The 21005-nt window shown below is 38.1% G+C and carries 20 protein-coding genes; 11 read left to right on the top strand and 9 right to left on the bottom strand.

All coding sequences use genetic code 11. From position 1 onward, the window contains the following. The first annotated feature begins 98 nt into the window (after nt 1–98). Nucleotides 99–470: a BlaI/MecI/CopY family transcriptional regulator gene (locus QZ738_RS15445; RefSeq protein ID WP_293788637.1), complete on the top strand. Its 372-nt coding sequence runs from the start codon at nt 99–101 to the stop codon at nt 468–470. 323 nt (nt 471–793) lie between these two features. Beyond that, entirely contained in the window at nt 794–1750 is a 957-nt protein-coding gene (locus QZ738_RS15440; protein WP_293788648.1) for a M56 family metallopeptidase, read from the top strand. A 97-nt stretch (nt 1751–1847) separates the two neighbouring features. On the opposite strand, the gene QZ738_RS15435 is transcribed toward QZ738_RS15440, so the two are convergent. The 3 genes from QZ738_RS15435 to QZ738_RS15425 form a co-directional block, all read right to left on the bottom strand. Then, nucleotides 1848–2945 (bottom strand): ATP-binding protein, encoded by a 1098-nt coding sequence (locus QZ738_RS15435; RefSeq protein WP_293788636.1) that lies wholly within the window; start codon nt 2943–2945, stop codon nt 1848–1850. A 159-nt stretch (nt 2946–3104) separates the two neighbouring features. Then, nucleotides 3105–3740, bottom strand: coding sequence for a 16S rRNA (guanine(527)-N(7))-methyltransferase RsmG (gene rsmG / locus QZ738_RS15430; protein ID WP_293788635.1), 636 nt, complete (start codon nt 3738–3740; stop codon nt 3105–3107). A 25-nt stretch (nt 3741–3765) separates the two neighbouring features. Further along, on the bottom strand, nt 3766–4983 hold the full coding sequence (locus QZ738_RS15425) for a glycosyltransferase (protein ID WP_293788634.1): 1218 nt from the start codon (nt 4981–4983) through the stop codon (nt 3766–3768). A gap of 42 nt (nt 4984–5025) precedes the next feature. Here QZ738_RS15425 and tgt point away from each other — a divergent pair, with 42 nt between their 5' ends. From tgt to QZ738_RS15400, 5 genes are all read left to right on the top strand, one after another. Continuing rightward, nucleotides 5026–6156 (top strand): tRNA guanosine(34) transglycosylase Tgt, encoded by a 1131-nt coding sequence (tgt, locus tag QZ738_RS15420; protein ID WP_293788633.1) that lies wholly within the window; start codon nt 5026–5028, stop codon nt 6154–6156. A 1-nt stretch (nt 6157) separates the two neighbouring features. After that, nucleotides 6158–7261 carry an LptF/LptG family permease gene (locus QZ738_RS15415; protein ID WP_293788632.1) on the top strand — a complete coding sequence of 368 codons (1104 nt, stop codon included), beginning with the start codon at nt 6158–6160 and terminating at the stop codon, nt 7259–7261. 2 nt (nt 7262–7263) lie between these two features. Next, nucleotides 7264–8142 carry a DMT family transporter gene (locus QZ738_RS15410; RefSeq protein WP_293788631.1) on the top strand — a complete coding sequence of 293 codons (879 nt, stop codon included), beginning with the start codon at nt 7264–7266 and terminating at the stop codon, nt 8140–8142. Between the two features lie 2197 nt (nt 8143–10339). Continuing rightward, complete coding sequence (locus QZ738_RS15405) at nt 10340–13144, top strand: hypothetical protein (RefSeq protein ID WP_293788630.1); 2805 nt, start codon at nt 10340–10342, stop codon at nt 13142–13144. 2 nt (nt 13145–13146) lie between these two features. Further along, the gene (locus tag QZ738_RS15400) at nt 13147–13431 is read left to right on the top strand and encodes a LapA family protein (RefSeq protein WP_293788629.1); all 285 of its coding nucleotides are present in this window, start codon (nt 13147–13149) and stop codon (nt 13429–13431) included. 340 nt (nt 13432–13771) lie between these two features. Here the strand turns inward: QZ738_RS15400 and QZ738_RS15395 are convergent, their stop codons facing one another. The 6 genes from QZ738_RS15395 to ispE form a co-directional block, all read right to left on the bottom strand. Beyond that, nucleotides 13772–14068, bottom strand: a complete 297-nt coding sequence (locus QZ738_RS15395; protein WP_293788628.1) for a hypothetical protein — start codon at nt 14066–14068, stop codon at nt 13772–13774. Between the two features lie 59 nt (nt 14069–14127). Then, on the bottom strand, nt 14128–14850 hold the full coding sequence (locus QZ738_RS15390; protein WP_293788627.1) for a pirin family protein: 723 nt from the start codon (nt 14848–14850) through the stop codon (nt 14128–14130). Between the two features lie 116 nt (nt 14851–14966). Further along, entirely contained in the window at nt 14967–15647 is a 681-nt protein-coding gene (locus QZ738_RS15385) for a DNA alkylation repair protein (RefSeq protein ID WP_293788626.1), read from the bottom strand. A gap of 75 nt (nt 15648–15722) precedes the next feature. Continuing rightward, nucleotides 15723–16889, bottom strand: coding sequence for an aminotransferase class I/II-fold pyridoxal phosphate-dependent enzyme (locus QZ738_RS15380; protein WP_293788625.1), 1167 nt, complete (start codon nt 16887–16889; stop codon nt 15723–15725). An 87-nt stretch (nt 16890–16976) separates the two neighbouring features. Continuing rightward, complete coding sequence (locus tag QZ738_RS15375) at nt 16977–17396, bottom strand: OsmC family protein (protein WP_293788624.1); 420 nt, start codon at nt 17394–17396, stop codon at nt 16977–16979. A 135-nt stretch (nt 17397–17531) separates the two neighbouring features. Then, complete coding sequence (gene ispE / locus QZ738_RS15370; protein WP_293788623.1) at nt 17532–18335, bottom strand: 4-(cytidine 5'-diphospho)-2-C-methyl-D-erythritol kinase; 804 nt, start codon at nt 18333–18335, stop codon at nt 17532–17534. Between the two features lie 512 nt (nt 18336–18847). Between ispE and QZ738_RS15365 the strand changes: the two genes are divergently transcribed. From QZ738_RS15365 to QZ738_RS15350, 4 genes are read left to right on the top strand one after another with little or no spacing between them, the layout of a single operon-like run. Beyond that, nucleotides 18848–19642 carry a thymidylate synthase gene (locus tag QZ738_RS15365; protein WP_293788622.1) on the top strand — a complete coding sequence of 265 codons (795 nt, stop codon included), beginning with the start codon at nt 18848–18850 and terminating at the stop codon, nt 19640–19642. A gap of 20 nt (nt 19643–19662) precedes the next feature. Beyond that, nucleotides 19663–19866 carry a hypothetical protein gene (locus QZ738_RS15360; RefSeq protein ID WP_293788621.1) on the top strand — a complete coding sequence of 68 codons (204 nt, stop codon included), beginning with the start codon at nt 19663–19665 and terminating at the stop codon, nt 19864–19866. A gap of 1 nt (nt 19867) precedes the next feature. Beyond that, nucleotides 19868–20140, top strand: coding sequence for a type II toxin-antitoxin system YafQ family toxin (locus QZ738_RS15355; protein ID WP_293788620.1), 273 nt, complete (start codon nt 19868–19870; stop codon nt 20138–20140). A gap of 15 nt (nt 20141–20155) precedes the next feature. Continuing rightward, nucleotides 20156–20647, top strand: coding sequence for a dihydrofolate reductase (locus QZ738_RS15350; RefSeq protein ID WP_293788619.1), 492 nt, complete (start codon nt 20156–20158; stop codon nt 20645–20647). Nucleotides 20648–21005 lie beyond the last annotated feature (358 nt).

The following is a 21005-nucleotide window of genomic DNA, read 5'->3' as shown; positions in this document are numbered from 1 at the left end:
TACTGTTTATCATAAACTTACAAATAAACTATAAAAATAGTTTGTAAACTAGTTTTATAGTGGTAACTTCAATTAACCAAACTACAAAAATAGTTGCTATGATAAAAGAACTTACAAAAGCAGAAGAACAGGTCATGCTCATCCTCTGGGAAATGGGCGAAGCCCTGGTAAAAGATGTGATCGAAAAAATGAACGAACCCAAACCCGCCTACAACACGGTTTCTACCGTAATCAGGGTGCTGGAAAGTAAAGGCTTTGTTGACCATAAAGCCGTAGGCAATACGCATATCTACTTCCCCATCGTAAAAGAAACCGATTACAAACGTTTTGCCTTCGATAAGGTAATGAACAATTACTTTGAAAATTCTTATGAAAGCCTGGTTTCTTTTCTGGTGAAAGAAAAAAGCATGAGTACGGAAGAACTCAACGAAATTATCCAATTGGCAGAGAAACTTAAAAAAGACAAGTGATGAGCTGGCTATACTATTTACTCGAAGCAAATTTATACCTAAGCCTGTTTTACGGATTTTATAAATTACTTCTCCATAAGGAAACTTTTTATGCACTAAACCGATCTTATCTGATTTTCAGTTCAATCCTTGCTTTCATACTTCCTTTTGTTCAGCTGGGCTTTTTAATGAAGGAAATGGTTTTCCGCTATGCCGGATCTATCCAGATTGAAGAACCTCAGTCTGATTTTACACTGGAAAATATTCTTTTAGGAGTATATCTGGCAATTTCATCAATTTTAATACTAAAGGTTTTATGGGGATTGAGGTACCTGGTGAAATTAATGAAAAATGTCCACAAACGTCGGGAAAATGGCATCACATTCATTGAAATAAAAAATTCAAAGGTGGCATTTTCATTTTTCAACCTACTTTTTATTGATCCGGAAATGAGCCAGAAGCCTACCGTGTTAAAACACGAAATGGTACATATTAAACAAAAACATAGCCTTGATATTATATTATTTGAACTGATACAGATTTCGAGCTGGTTCAATCCAATTATTCATTTCATTAAGAATGATATCAGGCTCGTGCATGAATACCTTGCTGACGAAGCGACCACTGAAAAAGACATTGCAAAATATGATTATGCTTTGTTCCTGATTCAAAATTCCTGTGGAAATCAATCCGTTACGCTTAGTAACCATTTCTTTAATTCCTCACTTTTAAAAAATAGAATACGTATGTTAAATCAAACTAAATCAACAAGATGGGCCAGGCTCAAACTGCTGTTCATCATCCCGCTGGCCGCGTTTATGCTGTTTTTATCTACAACAGCATTCACAAAAGGTTACAGCACGATCCAGTTCGGAGAGAAAAAGGTCTATTCAGCTCTTGTTTTACAGGACACTACAAAGAAAAAATCCGATAAAAAGAGATTACCTCCCCCACCTCCAAAAGAACCGATATCAGCTAAAGCTAAAAAAATGGAGGAAATAAGGATAATTGAGCCGATTACAAAAAAGAATGACAAAACATTACCGCCGCCACCGCCGGTAGAACCAGGTTCATTTAAAGCAAAAAAGATTGATGAACCAAAAGTAAACAAAGTTAGATTTGATCCACCTATTGTTAAAAAAGACAACAAAAAACGATCTCAGCCAATAATGATAACTCTGGATAACCGGTCTGTACCTCCCCCACCGCCTGAGGAACCAAAAGCAGTAAAAGGTGAAGTACTAAGAATTACCTTAGATCCACCAACTCCAAACCAACCAAAACCAGTTAAGAAAGGTTAATATAATTCTTACTGTGGCACATATACCACGTATTTGGTTTCAAAAAAGTCTTCCTCAAAATAAGCTGAAAGCGGATATAACTCTGCTTTCAGTTTAATTAAATTATTTTTTCCCAAGGCTTCACTTCTATGCCATTACTTCTATTTTGAGAGGTAATACCTGTGTAATAAACTATTGTTTTCAAAGCTTTTTTTTCGTCAGCTATTCCTTTAAAATACAATAAGCCTTTTTGATAATCTGCATTCATTGTAGCACCGGCTTTAATTTCTATGGCTGTAATTGCTGTAGCTGTATCAAGCAGTACATCCAATTCATTCCCCGTTTTATCTCGCCAGTAATATAAATTATCCTGCAGGCCCTTGTTTAATCGTTGCTTAAGCAAATCGATAATTAACATATTTTCGAATAGTGAACCAATACTGGGATGTAATATTAATTGTTCTGTATTTTGCAATCCCAATAAACTACATGCTACCCCGGTATCATAAAAGTAAATTTTAGGTGCTTTAATAATTCGCTTATTATAATTATTGTAAAATGGCCTCAATAAGTAAATAATATAGCTAGACTGTAAAATAAACAGCCAGGCCTGGACTGTTTTAGCATCAATGCCACAATCATTCCCCAACGATTGCATATTTAAAATCTGTCCTGTACGACCAGCACACAAACGCAAAAACTTCATAAATAAAGCCAGATCGGTAATGTTTTTGAGCTGACGTACGTCTCTTTCAATATAAGTGTTGATATAATTAGGATACCAATCAGTCGGATCTATCTTTTTATAAGAGGGTTCTGGATAACTTCCATTAAAAATGTGGTTTTCATAGCTTAATAGTAGTTTAGCACTTTTTAATTCCTTCAAACTGCAAGGCAATAAATGCATATAAGCCACTCTGCCCGCTAATGTTTGTGATATACTTTCCTGCATCAAAAAGTTATTGCTACCACTCAGAATAAAAAAACCAGGTTTATTGTTTCCATCAACTATCTGTTGGATATAGGAAAACAAATGGGGAAGTTTCTGAATTTCATCCAAAATTGCACCATTCTTAAACTGTTTTAAAAAACCATTGGGATCAGCCGTAGCAAATTCGGCCACATCTGGGTTTTCTAATGATATATATGGCTTACGTGGAAAAGTCGTTTTAGAAAGAGTGGTTTTCCCCACTTTGCCTTGGCCCAACAACAGCAACTACCCTAAATTTAGAGGCCAATTGTTTTAACTTATTTTTAGCAACTCGCTGTATCATAAAATAAATTGGACAAATCCGGAATTGAATTCCATATTAGGACAAAATAAATCTATAATTATATGATATACAATACAATAAAAATATTACTTTTTTTTTAATTACGCTAAAACATAAACCACATATTTGGTTTCAAAAAAATCTTCCTCAAAATAAGCTGAAAGCGGATATAACTCTGCTTTCAGTTTAGATTCTTTAATCTCCTCGGCCAAATCGCCACCTTTTAGGTATAAAATGCCGTTTGGAATGGCATTGATTGAGTCCTTTTTAAATTTCCCCTGAATCCATGGGTAAAATTCGCCTAAACGGGTCACTGCCCTTGATACTATAAAATTAAACTTCTCTTTAACCTGCTCGGCCCGTAAATGGTCGGCACGCAAATTTTCTAAACCTAGTGCCGAAGCCACTTCTTTAACTACTTTAATTTTTTTGCCGATAGAATCGACCAGGTAAAATTCCGTTTCAGGGAACAAAATGGCCAGAGGAATCCCCGGAAAACCGCCGCCGGTACCAACATCCAGCACCGATTCGCCCGCCTTGAACGTACAGATTTTAGCGATGCCCAACGAGTGGAGCACATGGCGCTCGTACAGCTCTTCAATATCCTTTCTCGAGATGACATTGATCTGTGCATTCCAGAAGCTATATAACTCAAACAATTGCGAAAACTGTTCCAACTGCTTTTCAGTTAAATCAGGAAAATATTTTAAAATGATATCTGGCTTTACATCAGGCATATTGCAATAACTAAAGGATTATGAACTATTTCCATTTTACATTTTTCTTCCCAAACAAGGATAAAAATCCGTTTAAGGTTAAAAAGAAAAACAAAAGTATATCTAAAATCGGGAACCACCAACGTAAATCGCCATAGTTTAACCGTTTAAGTAAAGTAGGGTAGATCAAACACCTGATCACAATGCTTAATCCCAGGATTGCGAGTGCTACATATTGTGCTTCGCGACTTAAAAACATACAGGCGGCAAAAAAGGCATAAAACAGAAACTGGGAAATAATCTGAAGGCTTAAAATAAACTTGTGTTTCGGCTTATAGAACTTTCCGGCACCAAAATGGCGTTTTTTCTGTTTTAAGTAGCCTGACCAAGTCTTATTTGGCTCACTCCACACATGGCTATCGGGATGTATGCGAATCGCGGTATTATATTTACTGGCATGTGCGTTTACAAACAAATCATCATCTCCGGAAGGGATATGCATATGCGCTGCAAAACCTTTATTTTTAAAAAACAATGATTTTTGATAAGCCATATTCCGTCCAACGCCCATGTAAGGCATGCCTTTAAGGGCGAAAGAAAGGTAATTAACGGCAGTAAAAAAGGTTTCAAAACGGATCAGCGCATTTAACAAACTGCGCCTTTTCATATAAGGTGAATATCCCAGCACAATTTCCGTTTGCTCATCGGTAGGCTGCTGCATATCCATCAGCCAGTTGTCAGATGCCGGCATACAATCAGCATCTGTAAATACCAGCCAATCATATTTGGCTGCTTTTATGCCCATGGTAACGGCGAACTTTTTACCGGCAATAAATTTATCGTTATCTAAAATTTTTACTACCTTGATGTTACGATGCTGCTTTTCTAAAGCTTCTAAAAAGTCCTCGGTTCCATCCCAGGAACGATCATTGACCACCACCACCTCAAATTCAGGATAATTTTGGCTGAATAACGAAGGAAGATATTTTTCCAGATTAACAATTTCATTTCGGGCACAAACAATAACACTGATCGGTTTACGCGCCGAAAAAGGCACTTCCTCAATGCTTACCCTGGCCAGCTTCAAATGAACAAATAATACATAATAAAGCTGAACCAAAAGGCAAAAAACCAATATGGAGAGCAGAATAATTTCAAGTGGGGTTAATATCACGATGGTAAAATAAATAGGCGCAAATTTCTCATTTTTAATCTGTAAATCACTTTTATGTGGATAAAAAATTAAACAAAAATATGCCCTCAATTTTTGCTATTTTTGGCAGATTTTTGACGAGGAAAATATATTATGAAATTTAGTTTACAGGCTAATGATCCCCTATCTAAAGCCAGGGCCGGAACAGTAACCACCGCTCACGGCGAAATACAAACACCTATTTTTATGCCTGTGGGTACTGCCGGAACGGTGAAAGCCGTACACCAGCGTGAGCTTAAAAATGATATTGACGCAAAAATCATTCTCGGAAATACTTATCACCTTTACTTAAGGCCAGGACTTGATATTCTTGAAAAAGCAGGTGGCCTGCATCAATTTATTGGCTGGGACCGTCCGATTTTAACTGATAGCGGTGGTTATCAGGTATACTCTTTAAGCCAGGTGCGTAAAATTAAGGAAGAAGGGGTTACTTTCCGTTCTCATATTGATGGATCAAAACACCTTTTTACCCCTGAATACGCCATGGATATTCAGCGTACCATCGGTGCCGACATCATTATGGCCTTTGATGAATGTACCCCTTATCCATGCGACTATAACTACGCCGCTAAATCGATCAAAATGACCCACCGCTGGTTAGAGCGCTGCTGTACCCACTTTGATAATACCCAGCCAAAATATGGTTTCGATCAAACACTTTTTCCTATTGTTCAGGGTTCTGTATACAAAGATTTAAGAATTAAATCGGCAGAATTTATTGCCGGTATGAACCGTGAGGGCAATGCCATAGGTGGCTTATCGGTGGGTGAGCCTGCCGAAGAAATGTACGCCATGACGGAAGTGGTATGCAATATATTACCAGCCGAAAAACCACGTTATTTAATGGGAGTTGGTACACCCATCAATATCTTAGAGAATATTGCGTTGGGTATTGATATGTTTGATTGTGTGATGCCAACCAGAAACGCAAGAAATGGCATGTTATTTACCAGAAACGGTATTATAAACATCAGGAATAAGAAATGGGAAAACGATTTTTCTCCTTTGGATGCGGAAAGCGACCTGCATGCCGACCAGGTAACCACCAAAGCTTATTTAAGGCACCTGGTACACAGCAATGAAATGCTTGGCGCTCAAATCGCGACCTTGCATAACCTGCATTTCTATCTTTGGCTGGTAAAACAGGCCAGGGAAAAAATCATTGCGGGTGAATTTTACGAATGGAAAAACAAAATGGTTAAAGTGTTAGGCAACAAACTATAAAATGAATCTGTTAAAAGGGAGAATAAAAATCATCGATCAGTATATTATCGGGAAATACCTGGGTACATTTATTTATACCCTCGCGATTTTTGTGATCATTATTGTTGTATTCGATCTCTCCGAAAAAATGGATGATTTTATGAAAAGCGGTTTGAGTTTTTGGGGAATCCTCTCCAAGTATTACGCCGGATCCATTCCTTTCTATGTGAATATGCTTTCGCCACTGATTAATTTTATCGCCGTGATATTCTTTACGGCTAAAATGGCCGATCAGACCGAAATTGTGCCGATTTTGAGTGGTGGCGTGAGTTTTAACCGGTTTTTATTTCCTTACCTGGTATCGGCTTCCATTATTTTTTCGGCCAATCTGCTTTCCAACCTATATCTTCTTCCCTATACCAATACTTTAAAAAACAGCTTCGAGAATACCTATGTGAAACGTAACGATCCTTCCACAAAATCCAAAATCCACATGAAACTGGATGACAAAACCTATATCTATATTGATAATTTCGACAACAAAACGAATTCGGGATATCGGTTTTCTCTGGATAATTTTAGTGGAGACGTACTCACCAAAAAAATCGTTGCAGAAAATATAAAGTGGGATTCGCTTAAGCGTAAATGGCAATTGAGCAATTATTCTATTCGTAAGATTGATGGCTTGAAAGAAACCATGATTTATGGTAACGGCAAGCTTAAAGATACTATTCTGGATATGCGCCCGGATGATTTTTCGGCCTATGATAATGTAGTGCAAAATTTAACCACCAAGGAACTTTCAGACAAGATCAGGAAAGAAAAAATCCGCGGCACAGGCGTTATGAACGACCTTCAGTTTGAAAAGTACAAACGCTATCTGCACCCCCTTTCAGCCTTCGTGTTAACACTGATTGGTGTAGCGCTTTCTTCGCGTAAAGTTCGCGGAGGAGTTGGTGTATCCTTAGGTATCGGAATCTTCATCAGCTTTGCTTACATCGTATTCAATCAGTTTACGCAAATGTTTTCTACCAAAGGCGGATTACCCCCTTTTGCAGCCGTCATCATGCCTACATTATTCTTTGGCTTACTAGGTTTTTACCTGTTGAGAAAAGCCCCGAAATAGCGATGGAAATTACCAAGAAGAATTTACTCATCCTCCATCTTACCGTATTTGTCTGGGGCTTTACGGGCGTGCTTGGCAAGTTAATTTCCATTGACGCGGTACCCATGGTTTGGTACCGGGTAATGATTGCGGCAGCCACACTTTTAGCTTGGTTTTTAATCACTAAAAAAAACATTACCATCAGTAAAAAACAGTTTACCAAGTTCTTTTTAACAGGTGGAATTGTAGCCATACATTGGATATTTTTCTTCCATGCCATCAAAGTTTCTACGGTTTCGGTAACTTTGGTGTGCCTGTCTTCTTTTACTTTATTTACGGCGATTTTAGAACCGCTGATCAAAAAACAGCCGGTACAACCGGGCGACATCCTAATCGGTTTGCTAATCATTTTGGGTATATATATGATTTTTAAATTCGAAGGCCAGTATACCTTAGGGATTATTTTCGGTCTTTTGGCAGCAGTTGCATCCAGTCTTTTTTCCACTATCAATTCTACACTGGTACAAAAAAGTGAACCTTCTATCATCAGTTTTTATGAGCTTATTGGTGCATTTTTCTGGATTACCCTATACCGTTTATATGATGGTACACTCTTACATACTGCCTTCAATTTAAGCGCTAAAAATTGGTTCTATCTTATTCTTTTAGGTACGCTTTGTACATCTGTCGCCTATGTTGCAGGCGTTGCCGTGATGAGAACTTTATCTGCTTTCAGGGTCGCTTTAATTACCAACCTGGAACCGGTATATGGCATATTGTTAGCCTTTATTTTCTTTCAGAGCAAAGAGCAAATGACAGGTGGATTTTACATCGGCGCAACCATTATACTGGCTTCTATTTTTCTCTATCCCATCTATAAAAAGAAAAAAAACCAGCTCTAAATCAAACGGCTCAAATAAGATTTTCCGGGAGAAAAAACAAGCGCTTTTCACTGAGATAAAATAAGCTGAATGGCCAACTGCCTCCCCACATTGTGGCAGTATTCTTTTTTATCCATAGCCTGTTTCTATTGAAAGTAAGATCAAAAAACCTTTAAAAAGCCAGTCAAAAACATAAGCTGCAACCGGATCAAAACAAATCAATATCATACTCATTTAGCAGCACTAAAGCTTGTAAAAACCTAGTCATTAAAACACTTGATGATGCTTTAATTATGATATAAAAGCTTCATAAAAAACAAACGTAAATACAAAAAACTCGAGCGTAAAAAACGTAACATCGCGACAAACAAGAGCATTAAACCACCTTTAACTCACAACCGCTTCTACTCTCCCTGAAGAAGGAATTTACATGCAAAAACAGCTGATGCGATGCAATCTTCCATTCAGAAAAAGGCGATTAAATTCCTGTCTTAAATGATAACCACAGCACAAGAAAGATGGCTCTTCAAACCCCTAAATTATAAATCTCTGACCGGTAAGACCTGAGAAAGATCCAGCAACGGAGAGGTAAGTTAATGTAGAAAAACACGGTATAAATAAGTCTTGATCTGAACCTATAAATCAGGATCAAAACTATAATTTTAACTGAGCAAAAAGGGTGTTCCAAATAAAAATTATCTGAATGGCTCTACCTTAAAAAATCCTTTAAACAGAAGCTCGATATAAAGCTGATCAAACACCTGTTTCAATATGAAATTGCTTAAAAAAATCAACCCATATAGCGTAAAAAAATAAGACTTAAATTTAGATGATCCAAAGGTCAAAATAATGAATCATTTAACAGAAAAATACATCTAAAATAGTGTAAAAAAAACCAGATAAAACCTATCCAAAACAACTTAAAAAATGCTGAAAAAATTAAGAATTTTTCCCGATAAAAAACTCGTTTAAATGCTCAAATAAAAGTTCCATTCGCACCGTAAAACCAAAGTCAAAAACGGCAAAAAATCTCAGGATTTTTTTAGTAAAATTTCATATAAGTGATGCGGATATGTCCCCCCGAAATCAGCTAAAAATTTCGCAAATGATGATATGCCTGCTTTCAGCATGGCTTTCAATTGCAGCGGAAACATTTACCATACGGCCCAAAAACAGAAGTCATTTTTGCCATTAATCGTCATCAAAAAAGCAAAAAATCCGGGTTGTAAACCTAAATTATTGGATCGTTTTTCATGCCTGAAGATGAAAAATCCTCAAATCCAGGTAATGAAGTATAAAAAGACACCGCGACCAAAAAACCGCGTTTAAACAACAATTAAGGCACTTTTCCTTAAAAAATATAAATTTCGGTAAAAGATATTAAAAATACTTTTGCCCGTGAATATCGCCAGGAAATGGCATTATCAACTCAAAATGTTGTCGATTTTAGGACCAAAATCATCAAAAAAACACACAAATCGATAGCATTGATTCCGGTTTTAAGCCAAAATTTCATCACTAAAACATCGATTTAATGTGAAAAATTCCATTTTAGAAGGTCTATTTTGCCACTTTAGCTCGCATGCTGATGCAGTAATTCCAGCCAATCCAATCAAAGCAGGGAATTAAAAGAGCCGGAAATTGATTAGAAACCACCATCACGAAGACAGGACATTATGTCATAAAAAAAATCATCTTGGATAAAACCAGGCTTTACGCACAGCTAAATTTTAAACTTTAATTATTGACGATCACTTAAAACTATTGATCGATCAGGTTCCATTTAATGCATTCAAAAAATCAATTTAACTATAAGGGTTTGCTTCTCACCCGGCCCAAATCCAGGCGGTTGGTTAATCTTTGTAAAATCTTCTATTGAGTAGATAAATTCTATGCGTCTGGCGTTTCGCCTATAAGATTAAAATCATTTTCCGTCGGTCATACAGAAATTATAATCGGAAGAAAAAATTTTAAAGAAAATCGATTAATAAGTGTAAATTAATTGAATAATAGTGAGAGAAATTAAAACGAGCTTTTGTTCCATTACCAGCATCAATTTTGTCTATATTTTTATTAAAAAACAAGCATGTTATCAATTTAAATAAATTTTATTAACTATTGATAATCAATTAATTATATACATATATATAAATTATATATTTAAAAAATAAAACACCATTAAATTGTGAAAAACTAAATATTTTAGCAATTAATTTATATGAATTTTATAAAAGCAAACAATAGATTAATAATCAGTTATTTAACGTCAATTACTTTAAGTTTTATTTCACAATCTGTTTTTGGACAGATTTTCAGCACTGCACAAAACCCACTTAGTGTAAAATGGAACTATATTTCATCCGGGGGCTTTAAAATCATCTACCCTCAGGAGCTGGAAAAAGAAGCCCAAAGAATGGCCAATACCCTACCCTTTATTTACACTAAAACCGGTCTGGGACTGAACCAGAGAAAAACCTCCATTCCACTAATATTACAGAACCGTGGAACGGTAGCTAACGGCTTTGTTCAGCTGGCACCAAAAAAGTCGGAATTTTATGCTACCCCTCCCCAGTTTTTTGATAGTCAGGATTGGTTGAACAACCTTGCCGTTCACGAACTCAGACACATTGCACAGTTTGACAAATTGACAGGAACACAGAAACATCCCTTTCCGGAGCTGGTCTATTTCGCATACTTTGGGGCAGGCATACCTATCTGGTTTTTTGAAGGTGATGCCGTGGTAAATGAAACTGCACTGACTTATTCAGGCCGTGGCCGACAACCCAACTGGATTATGCCTTACCGTGCTTCACTTTTGGAGGGAAAAAAATTCACTTACAGCAAAGCTTATTTTGGATCAAACAAAGAGATCACGCCGGGCTACTATCAAACAGGATATCTCATGGTAGCCGACATGAAAGAAAAATACGGTCAGTTCATTTCAGACAGTTTACTTAGCGACATCAGGAAAAGACCATGGAGGCCGTATCCGTTTTCGAAAAGCTTAAAAAAATATACTGGCGAAAATACCCGTCAATATTTTTTATCTACTCAAAACAAACTGGTTAAAATATGGAAAGAACAGGAAGAAAAATCCACTACAGAAAACTATGGAAGCTTAAATAAAAAAACAAAAATAGCAACCCATTATTTTTTGCCGGTAAGGCTAAATAAAAATCAGATTCTAGCACTCAAAGAAAGCAAAAGTGAAGCCCGGTATTTTGTGGTCATAAATGAAGATAAATCAGAGCAAAAATTGTTCGGAATTGGTTACCAGGAACAGCCATGGTTTAGCTTAAAAAACGACCTCCTGGTTTGGGATGAAATCCACTACGATCCAAGGTACAAACAGCGGAGTTATAGTGTAATCTGTTCGTATAATCTAAAGACCAAAGCATTCAAAAAAATAAGCAGCAAAAGCAGACTCTTCTCTCCCAGCTTATCCGAAGATGGAAAGAAAATTATTGCAGCTAAAGTTGAACTTAATAATCAATTTAATTTAGTAGAGATCGACGCCAGTTCTGGAAAGATTTTAAAGACTTATCCGAATCCGGAAAACGAAATCCTGCAAACACCTTCATTCGACCAGTCGGGAAATAAGGTTGCTTATATCAGCGTAAGTGAGAAAGGAAAAAGTTTATGGTTAATGGATGGAGAAAAAAAATCTCTTCTCGTTTCTAACAGCAGACAACAACTCAGCCGTCCGGTTTTCATTCATGAAAAGATTGCTTTCAATGCACATTTTAATGGCATTGACAATATTTATGAAATAGATCCTGTTTTGAAAAAAATCACCGCACTTAGCGCGTCTAAATATGGAGCTTTCAACCCTACGGAAAGCAGCGATGGAAAAATCATTTTTAACGATTATAAAATCAACGGTTACGAAATTGCCGAAATTCCTGTTACAGAAAAGCCTTTAGGCGAAAATAACTTTGTCGATTTTTCTGCAGCAGCAGAAAAGCAGGAAAATATTGGTAATGTTTTTCAAAATATTCCTGATAGCATTTACCCATCAAAGCGTTATCATACAGCGTTAAATCTTTTCAACATCCACAGTATTGTTCCGGTAATTGATAACGAATATGTTTTTGGCTTAGAACTGCAATCAAACAACCTGCTTAACACAATGGATTTTTATTCCGGCGCAAAATACCACCGGGATTTAAAGCACTTTGAATACACTGCAGACATAAGCTATAAAGCACTTTACCCGGTATTGAGTATCTTATACCGGAACAGACCTAAACGCACGTTCTACCGCGCTAAAAATGCGATACAGCAAGGCGATTGGCGGGAGAACTATATTAAATTTAACGCATCGCTTCCGCTATCGTTCAACGCGCGAAACGACAACTATTCTTTTGCCCTGAATACGGCAACAAGTTTTACACAAAGATACATGCCGGAAAACATGCCTACCGGCTTTATACAAGAACTTAAATTTCCGATGGAATATAATTTCACTTTTAACCACAGTGTTCGCACTACCGAGAGAGATATTGCTCCAAGGTGGGCGCAGGTGTTCAGGGCAACTTACAATCACCAGCCCTTTGATAAAAATTTAAAAGGAGAAATTTTAGCGCTTGAAAGTTTCCTTTACTTTCCGGGCTTTGCTAAAAACCATTCCTTTCTGGCGAGTTTCAATTATCAAAAAGCAACAGGGGCAAATCAGTATGCAACAGAGATTGCAACGGTTTATGGGTACAACAATATTTTAGCTAAAAGCAAACTACAAAATAGCCTGCTTTTCAATTACCGTTTCCCTTTTGCTTTTCCCGATTGGGAGTTAGGTCCGTTTGCTTATGTTAGAAATTTCAGGGCAGGGTTATTTTGCCACTATGAGAACATTGGCAAAGGTACAACCTTTAACGATCCAAAAACATATGGGGTAGAATTAAACACCAGTGTAAACATTTTACGTTATCAGCCTGTTGTAGATTTAGGGGCAAGATTGGTTTTTGTTAACCAGATTTACAATCAAAATCCGATATTAGAGTTTTCATTTAATTACAGCTTTTAACCATGAGTGCAAAAACAATTTCGATCATTATATTAACGGCCCTATTAACCGCCTTCTTATTTTTGAACAGTGATGAGGTACCATTTAACTTTATCGTTGCAAACGATGTTCAGGTATCCAAGCTGATCGTGATAGGCGTTTGCATCATCGTAGGTTTTATCATCGGCTTCGTTGTAGGCCGTCCGCGGAAAACAATAAGCAGTTATGATGATGAGATTGAGAGAAATCAACCTACGAAAGAAAATAAAAATACCTTAAGCGACGAGGATAGAGATTACATTAGCTAAAGCCCAAAAATTCCATGGTCTGTGTCTCACAAACCATCAGGATTTATTTTTACTGCGTAAAACTAGCTTTAATGAGATTAGCTTAAAGTGTTTTGAAAGCAAGTCCTGCAGCACTTATTAATTGACAGTCGGACTTTTCGCTAAATCTTTTAAAATGCAATTGTTATGCTCAGGTACGAAGCATCTGTAAGCGATGAAACAAATGCTTCGTACCTCAGCATCACAGTAAAACGGAAGCAGGTGCTTCTTTTAAAAGGATATCGCTGCAATCCCGTTTAGGTGGATTGGCAACTGCAGCTATTTGAGGGAGTAATAGCAAAGTGCAAAAAATATTTCTTACTCAATTTAGTGCCGTCATGATCTCCCCATAAAGAAGCCCGCTTCCACCACCATAATGTTGGATAATCTTCACACCGGGCTTTATTTTTGTTAATTTTTCTCTTAGTGCCTTTTCACATCCGGCATTAATTCCGTTTCCGAGCAGAACCAGGTCTATGTGCTGTTCTCTGCAAATGGAAATGGCCTCATCATCCGAGCACACGCAAATTCCTTTCCACTCCGATCTGGCATTTAACAGCCGTGCCATTACGGTAGTAATTTCAGTATCTCTTCCGATATAAAGTATGGTAGTTTGCATATTTTTAATCAATAAACCCCGCAGGTTCAAAAACCTGCGGGGTTTGGTTAAATTTATTTTTAGTTTAATTCCATCGGCACATCCATTAACAAAACCTCTGCATCAGCAGTGTTGGCTTTAAAACTGATGCTATCGGTATCCCAAACACCTAAACCATCTCTTTTGCCCAACACCTGTCCGTTTATGGTTACTTCTCCACTGATCACAAAAGCATAAACACCATTGCCTGCTTTTTTGATTTTATATTCGGTTTCAAAACCTGCATCAAATTTACCTAACGAGAACCAGGCATCCTGATGGATCCATACACCAGCATCATCTGTATTGGGTGACAAAATCTGTTGAAAATTATTGTGCCTGGCTTCCACATCCAGAGTTTGCTGGTCGTAACGTGGCGTAACGTTTTTCTTGTTGGGGAATAACCAGATCTGCAGTAAATTTAATTGCTCATCTGCATTGGCATTAAACTCGCTATGGCTCACACCTGTTCCGGCACTCATTACCTGGATCTCTCCATTTTTAATCACGGCCGAATTACCCATGCTATCCTTGTGTGCAATGGCACCCGCTAAGGGGATTGTAATAATTTCCATATTATCGTGCGGGTGGGTACCAAAGCCCATACCACCGTCAATCAAGTCATCATTTAAAACCCTTAAAACCCCGAAATGCATTCTTTCCGGATTGTAATAATTTGCAAAACTGAATGAATGGTGTGCATTTAACCAGCCATGATTGGCATGACCGCGGGTGTTTGCTTTGTGCAAAATAAACTGTGACATAAATTTCCTTTCTTATTAATGATACAAATTTACCGCAGTGATGTTGAACAGGCATTGATGTAGGGTAAGAAAGTATAGTTTGGAGTTTTCAGTTATCAGTTTGGAGGCGTCAACAGCTATAAACCATGCCTGGCCCGCACAAAATCACTATTGAGCTCCCTCAAAGCATCCAAAGCAACCCAATTTACCTTTTTGTTGTTTTGGGCGAGGATGTTGTTTGCCGTTTGAACAGCATGCCCGTGCAGAAAGGGATTGCGTTTGCCGATTTGCCGCAGCGCCCAGTTGACGGCCTTTTTCACAAAATTCCGGTGATCATAAGCGCCCCTTTCAATGATGGGCAGAAAGCTCAAAAAAGTTTCATCCGGTTCTTTTTTAAGGTGTACTGCCGCTTCAGCCATCAATACAAAACCAGTACGCTTCACAAATTCTGCTTCAGTCTGTGTAAATTCAAAAACCTTCGGCTTAAAATAAGGCGTTTTAACGAAAAGATTCCCACAAGCCTGATCGCATATATCCCAGGAGTTAAAATCACTTGTCCACGCATTTATCTGCGCTTCTCCAACCTTTTTATAATCGCCAATAAAGATAGCTAACAGATGGGCCTCATGAAATCCGGTTTCCCAAAGCAATAAAGAAAGTTCCTGATTTTTACCGACAACTTTGGCGAGCTTGCGGATAGCCGGCACACGGATACCATAGGCTTTGGAAGTATCAATTCCAAAATGGACCATCTTTTTTAAGTATTCGGGTTCACCGATGGATTCGAGTTCGGAAAGAATAAAAACAATATCATTCATAACACACTATAAAACACTCATTTAGAGGTCAGATACTGGAAAAAAATTTTACTGAATTCTTTAAAATCTAAACCGTTAAGCCAGGGCCTGCTCAATATCGGCCAAAATATCGTTGATATGCTCTAAACCGATCGATAAACGGATAGATCCCTGTTCAATGCCCACCTCATTGCGTTGCTCTTCAGTGAGTTTGCTATGCGTACTGGTTGCGGGATGTGTCGCAATAGAACGCGTATCAGCCAGGTTTGCCGAAATCGAAAACAGTTGCAAACCGTCCATAAATTTACGCGCGGCATCTATACCACCGCCAACCACAATGGTTACAATGCCTCCACCCTGTTTCATTTGCTTTTTGGCAATGTCATATTGAGGATGCGAAGGTAAAAACGGATATTTAACCAACTTAATTTTCTGGTGCTTTTCTAAATATTCGGCAACTTTTAAAGCGTTTTCGCAATGACGGTCCATACGGATGGCCAAAGTTTCCAGACTTTTCGATAATATCCATGCGTTAAAAGGTGATAAGGCCGGACCGCTATGACGGGCAAAACCAATCACGTCTGCAATCAGTTCTTTGGCACCTAAAATAATCCCTCCCAATACACGGCCTTGTCCATCGATGTATTTGGTAGCTGAATGAATAGAAATATGCGCGCCAAATTTAATAGGCTGCTGCAAATATGGCGTGGCAAAGCAATTATCAACCACCAGCAAAATCTGATGTTTTTTAGCCAGATTGCCCAAAAATTCAAGATCGATGATATCGATACCAGGATTAGATGGAGTTTCAACGAAAATCATTTTGGTATTAGGCTTAATCAAAGCCTCCCAGTCTTGCGGTTTATCCAGATCGGCATAATCGAAAGTTACCCCCCAATTGGAAAAAACGTTGGTTAACAATTGATGCGTAGATCCAAAAACAGAACGGCTTGATACCAGATGGTCGCCATTTTTCAAAAATGCACCAAATGTGGTAAAAATTGCAGCCATGCCCGTTGCTGTGGCGAAACCATCTTCTGCTCCCTCCAAAAGGCACATTTTTTCAATAAACTCTGAAGTATTCGGATTAGAATAACGGCTGTAAACATTACCCTCCTTTTCATTGGCAAACAGCGCACGCATTTCTTCTGCGTCGTCGAACTTATAACTCGATGTCAGGTAAATCGGAGATGAATGCTCTTTATGTAAACTGCGTTCGGTTTGTGTGCGTATCGCTATGGTTTCAAAATTTTCGGATTTCATTTTATTGTGAGATGTGAGATGTGAGATATGAGATTTGAGATGTTAGACAGGAGATTTTCACCCTAAACCCTACACCATAAACCTTTTTTACCCCTTATTAATGTTATAAGTAAAATTAATTGTGGCTGAACGACCTAAAATGTTCGATACAGAGCAGTATTTATCGAAAGTCATGGCTAATGCACGTTCAACTTTTTGAATACTTAAATCGCCGGACAAATCGAAGTGGATATCGATTACATCAAAAATCGGGGGCATTTCTTCCTCTTTACGGGTAGCATTAATAGAAATTTTGATGTCGTTTAGTGGTTCTTTTTGCTTGGTCAATACATTTACCATATCGATACCGCTGCAACCGCCTAATCCGATAAGTAACATTTCCATCGGCCTGAAACCTTTTCCTTCTCCACCAATGGCCACTTTTGCATCCAGCTCTACGGTAAAACCGCTCTCGTTTTCTGCCTCAAAATTAAATTTCCCGCTTTTGCGGACTAGATTTATATTCATATCGATAGTATCAAGTATTAAGTACCAGGTATCAAGACCTTAAGCCTTCTACCTTCCAACCCTCTACCTTAATTTAAATTTATTATTTACACCTAACATTTTGCTATCCGCAACGCCATGCGACACGCGCTCAGCTTATACATCGTAATATACAAAGTTGTTTTGCTCCAGCTCAGGCAACTTAACCGGATGGTCGAAAATTGCAAAAACCGACGAACCGCTACCACTCATCAAAGCGAATGTTGCGCCTGCATCGTATAAACTGGTTTTTATTTGATGAATTTGGGGATACTTTGCGAATACCGATGGCTCGAAATCGTTGATAACCTTATTTTTCCATGTTGTTGGAGACAAATGTATCATTTCTTTTAAAGATTGCAAAGGTTTCTGCGGTTTTACGTGCGCATAAGCATCTGCTGTACTCACGTGTACAGGCGGTTTCACCAAAACCTTAAACCAGGCTGACAAATCTATCTCGCACTTTTCGAATTCATCACCCTTATTAAATGCATAAACAGGCTTATTTTCAATAAAAAATGCACAATCGGCACCTAACTGACGGGCGTAGTTTTCCAGTTTATCCACAGACATTCCCAACGCGAATTTGTCGTTTAAAAGTTTGATCAGAAAAGCACAATCGGCTGATCCTCCACCCAAACCTGCACCAACCGGAATATTTTTCAACAAACTGATCTGCTGTGCGGGGATATCAAAATCCTTTTTTACTAACTGATAGGCTTTGAAACAAAGGTTATCGTTCGGATCGCCTGGAATATCGATACCATGTATTTTACAGGAAGTTATTTCAGCATCGGTAACTTCTATAGCATCCTTAATATTGATCGGATAAAAAACTGTTTCCAGATTATGATAACCATCATCCCGTTTTTCGGTAATGTTTAGGCCAAGGTTTATTTTCGCGTTGGGAAAAGCTAGCATGTTAGTCCTGAGTCGTGAGTCGTAAGTCTTGAGTCCTAATTGCAAAACCAGCAATTGGCTCATTTTGCAAAAATACAAAGTGTTTTTTACTCCATGAGCTTTAGCGGTACTTTTATATTCATGTTTTGGAGCGCAATGACAGAAACTACCAATTCCTTTCTTCCCGTGTTCCGCTTTTATGCTTCGCTTCGTCGTGGCTCCTCACTGCAGGGTATCGCTGCACACGGAGCTCATGAGCTGATTACTGCAACTATGCCCGGTTTGCACAAACCTTAAATCATAAATCTGATTGAAACGCAAAGCCCGGAGCGAAGTATGAGTGAGTACTTGAAATGCAAAGCAGGACGAAAGGCCTCCATTACCGATGTACTTTCATTTCAAAAACAATTATCGGCCAAATGTTAGTAAATGCATAGTGTTTATAAAATTGATTTATAACACCTGATAAATTTTAGATATTTGTAATTAATTATTTATTTTAAAGGTAAAACCCTTTAAGGGGTTTGGAGTGTATGAAACAATATTTAGATTTAATGCAGCATGTGCTTGATCATGGCGCGCAGAAGCACGACCGTACTGGCACCGGAACCATAAGCGTTTTTGGCTATCAGATGCGTTTTAACCTTCAGGAAGGCTTTCCGATGGTAACCACGAAGAAACTGCATTTAAAATCTATTATCCACGAACTGATCTGGTTTTTGAGTGGTGATACCAACATCAAATACCTGAAAGAGAACGGTGTTCGAATCTGGGATGAATGGGCCGATGAAAACGGTAACCTAGGCCCTGTTTACGGTTCGCAATGGAGAAGCTGGCCAACACCAGACGGGCAGCACATTGACCAAATTACCAACATCATCAATACCATCAAAAACAATCCCGATTCGCGCAGGATTATCGTTTCGGCCTGGAATGTAGCCGAAATCGAAAATATGGCTTTGCCCCCTTGTCACGCTTTTTTTCAATTCTACGTGGCTGAAGGGAAGTTAAGCTGCCAGTTATATCAGCGAAGTGCCGATATTTTCCTTGGTGTACCTTTCAATATTGCCTCGTATGCCCTGCTTACCATGATGGTAGCACAGGTTTGCGGTCTCGAAGCCGGAGATTTTATCCACACCCTTGGTGATGCACATTTGTACAACAACCATATCGAACAGGCCAATCTGCAATTAAGCCGGGAACCGAAACCACTTCCAACGATGAAAATCAATCCTGAAGTAAAAAGCATTTTTGATTTCAGGTTTGAAGATTTTACACTTGAGAATTATGAAGCGCATCCTCATATTAAGGGTGTTGTAGCGGTGTAACAGAATTAGTATATTTGTACATGGAAACTTTTTCAATCAGCGTACCAGAAAAAAAAAGCAGTTTAGTTAAACAGCTCCTACAAGAGTTGGGGGTTATCATAAATATTGATACAGAGAAAAAACCGAATAAAACCACAGTTGCTTCGATGAAAAAGACCCTAAAAGGTGAAGGATTGACGAAATCCTCCAGTCACTCGGATTTAATGCAAAAGCTAAATTCTTAACATGTATGACATATCTTTTTCAAATCAGTTTAAAAAAGATTACAAGCGCTGCATAAAACGCAATTACGATGTTTCTCTTTTGGAAGTAGTACTAAAAACCTTAAGAGAGCATGGTAAATTACCATCAAAATATAAACCACATATTTTAAGCGGGGATTATAGCGGCTTTTGGGAATGTCACATCAAAGGAGATTGGTTGATGACCTGGCTTCAAGACGATACTAAAAAAGAAATCTACCTGGATAGATTGGGAACACATTCTGATTTATTTTAAATTACCAATCAAATAATGAACGATATTTCCATCGCTGTAGCAATAAGCGAAAATTACGCAATAGGTAAAAATAACCAGCTATTGTGGCATATGCCGGCCGATTTAAAGTTTTTTAAACAAACTACATCTGGCCATACGGTGATCATGGGACGTAAAACGTTCGATTCTGTAGGCAAGCCATTACCAAACCGCAGAAACATTGTAATTACCAGAGATCCTGAATTAAAAATTGAAGGTGTCGAGGTGGTTAACAGCCTGGATGAAGCTTTAGCCATTACAAAAACAGAAGAAAAACCGGTATTCGTTATTGGAGGAGCGGAGATTTACAGACAGGCATTGCCAAAAACGCAAACACTTTATTTAACCACTATCCACCATAGTTTTGACGCCGATACTTTTTTCCCTGAAATTGACCGGAAAGAATGGAAAGTAATTAGCTGTGAACCACACCAGGCCGATGAAAGAAACAAATACGATTATACTTTTGAGGTTTTAGAAAGGATTTAATTCAATTTAACCACAAAGAACGCTGAGAACTTAGCAAGAACGCAAAGCATTTTTTTTTACAGGTTATCTGATGCCGATAAACCTCTATCCCTGCCGGTTAAACTCGATGGCAGTGAGCATGGAGCGCAGCGAAATAAAACGGACAGCGGGACTGTCGGAGCCGAAGAAATACGGGGATTGCTTTTCAATAAAAGATCTTTAACTCACTTAGAACTTATAAACGAAAAGATGCTTCGTACCTACCATTGACGTTAATTTTTAATTATTTGATAATTAGTCACTTATGAAATATGCATTTCCATCCAACAAGGCCTTCGCACTGGGTCTCCGTTCTACTTAAGTCCGGCCTAACAAATTT

The organism is uncultured Pedobacter sp., assembly GCF_913776295.1.
Classification (GTDB): domain Bacteria; phylum Bacteroidota; class Bacteroidia; order Sphingobacteriales; family Sphingobacteriaceae; genus Pedobacter.
The sequence above is the reverse complement of the archived record's forward strand: the minus strand, read 5'-3'. Positions and strand labels throughout refer to the sequence as shown.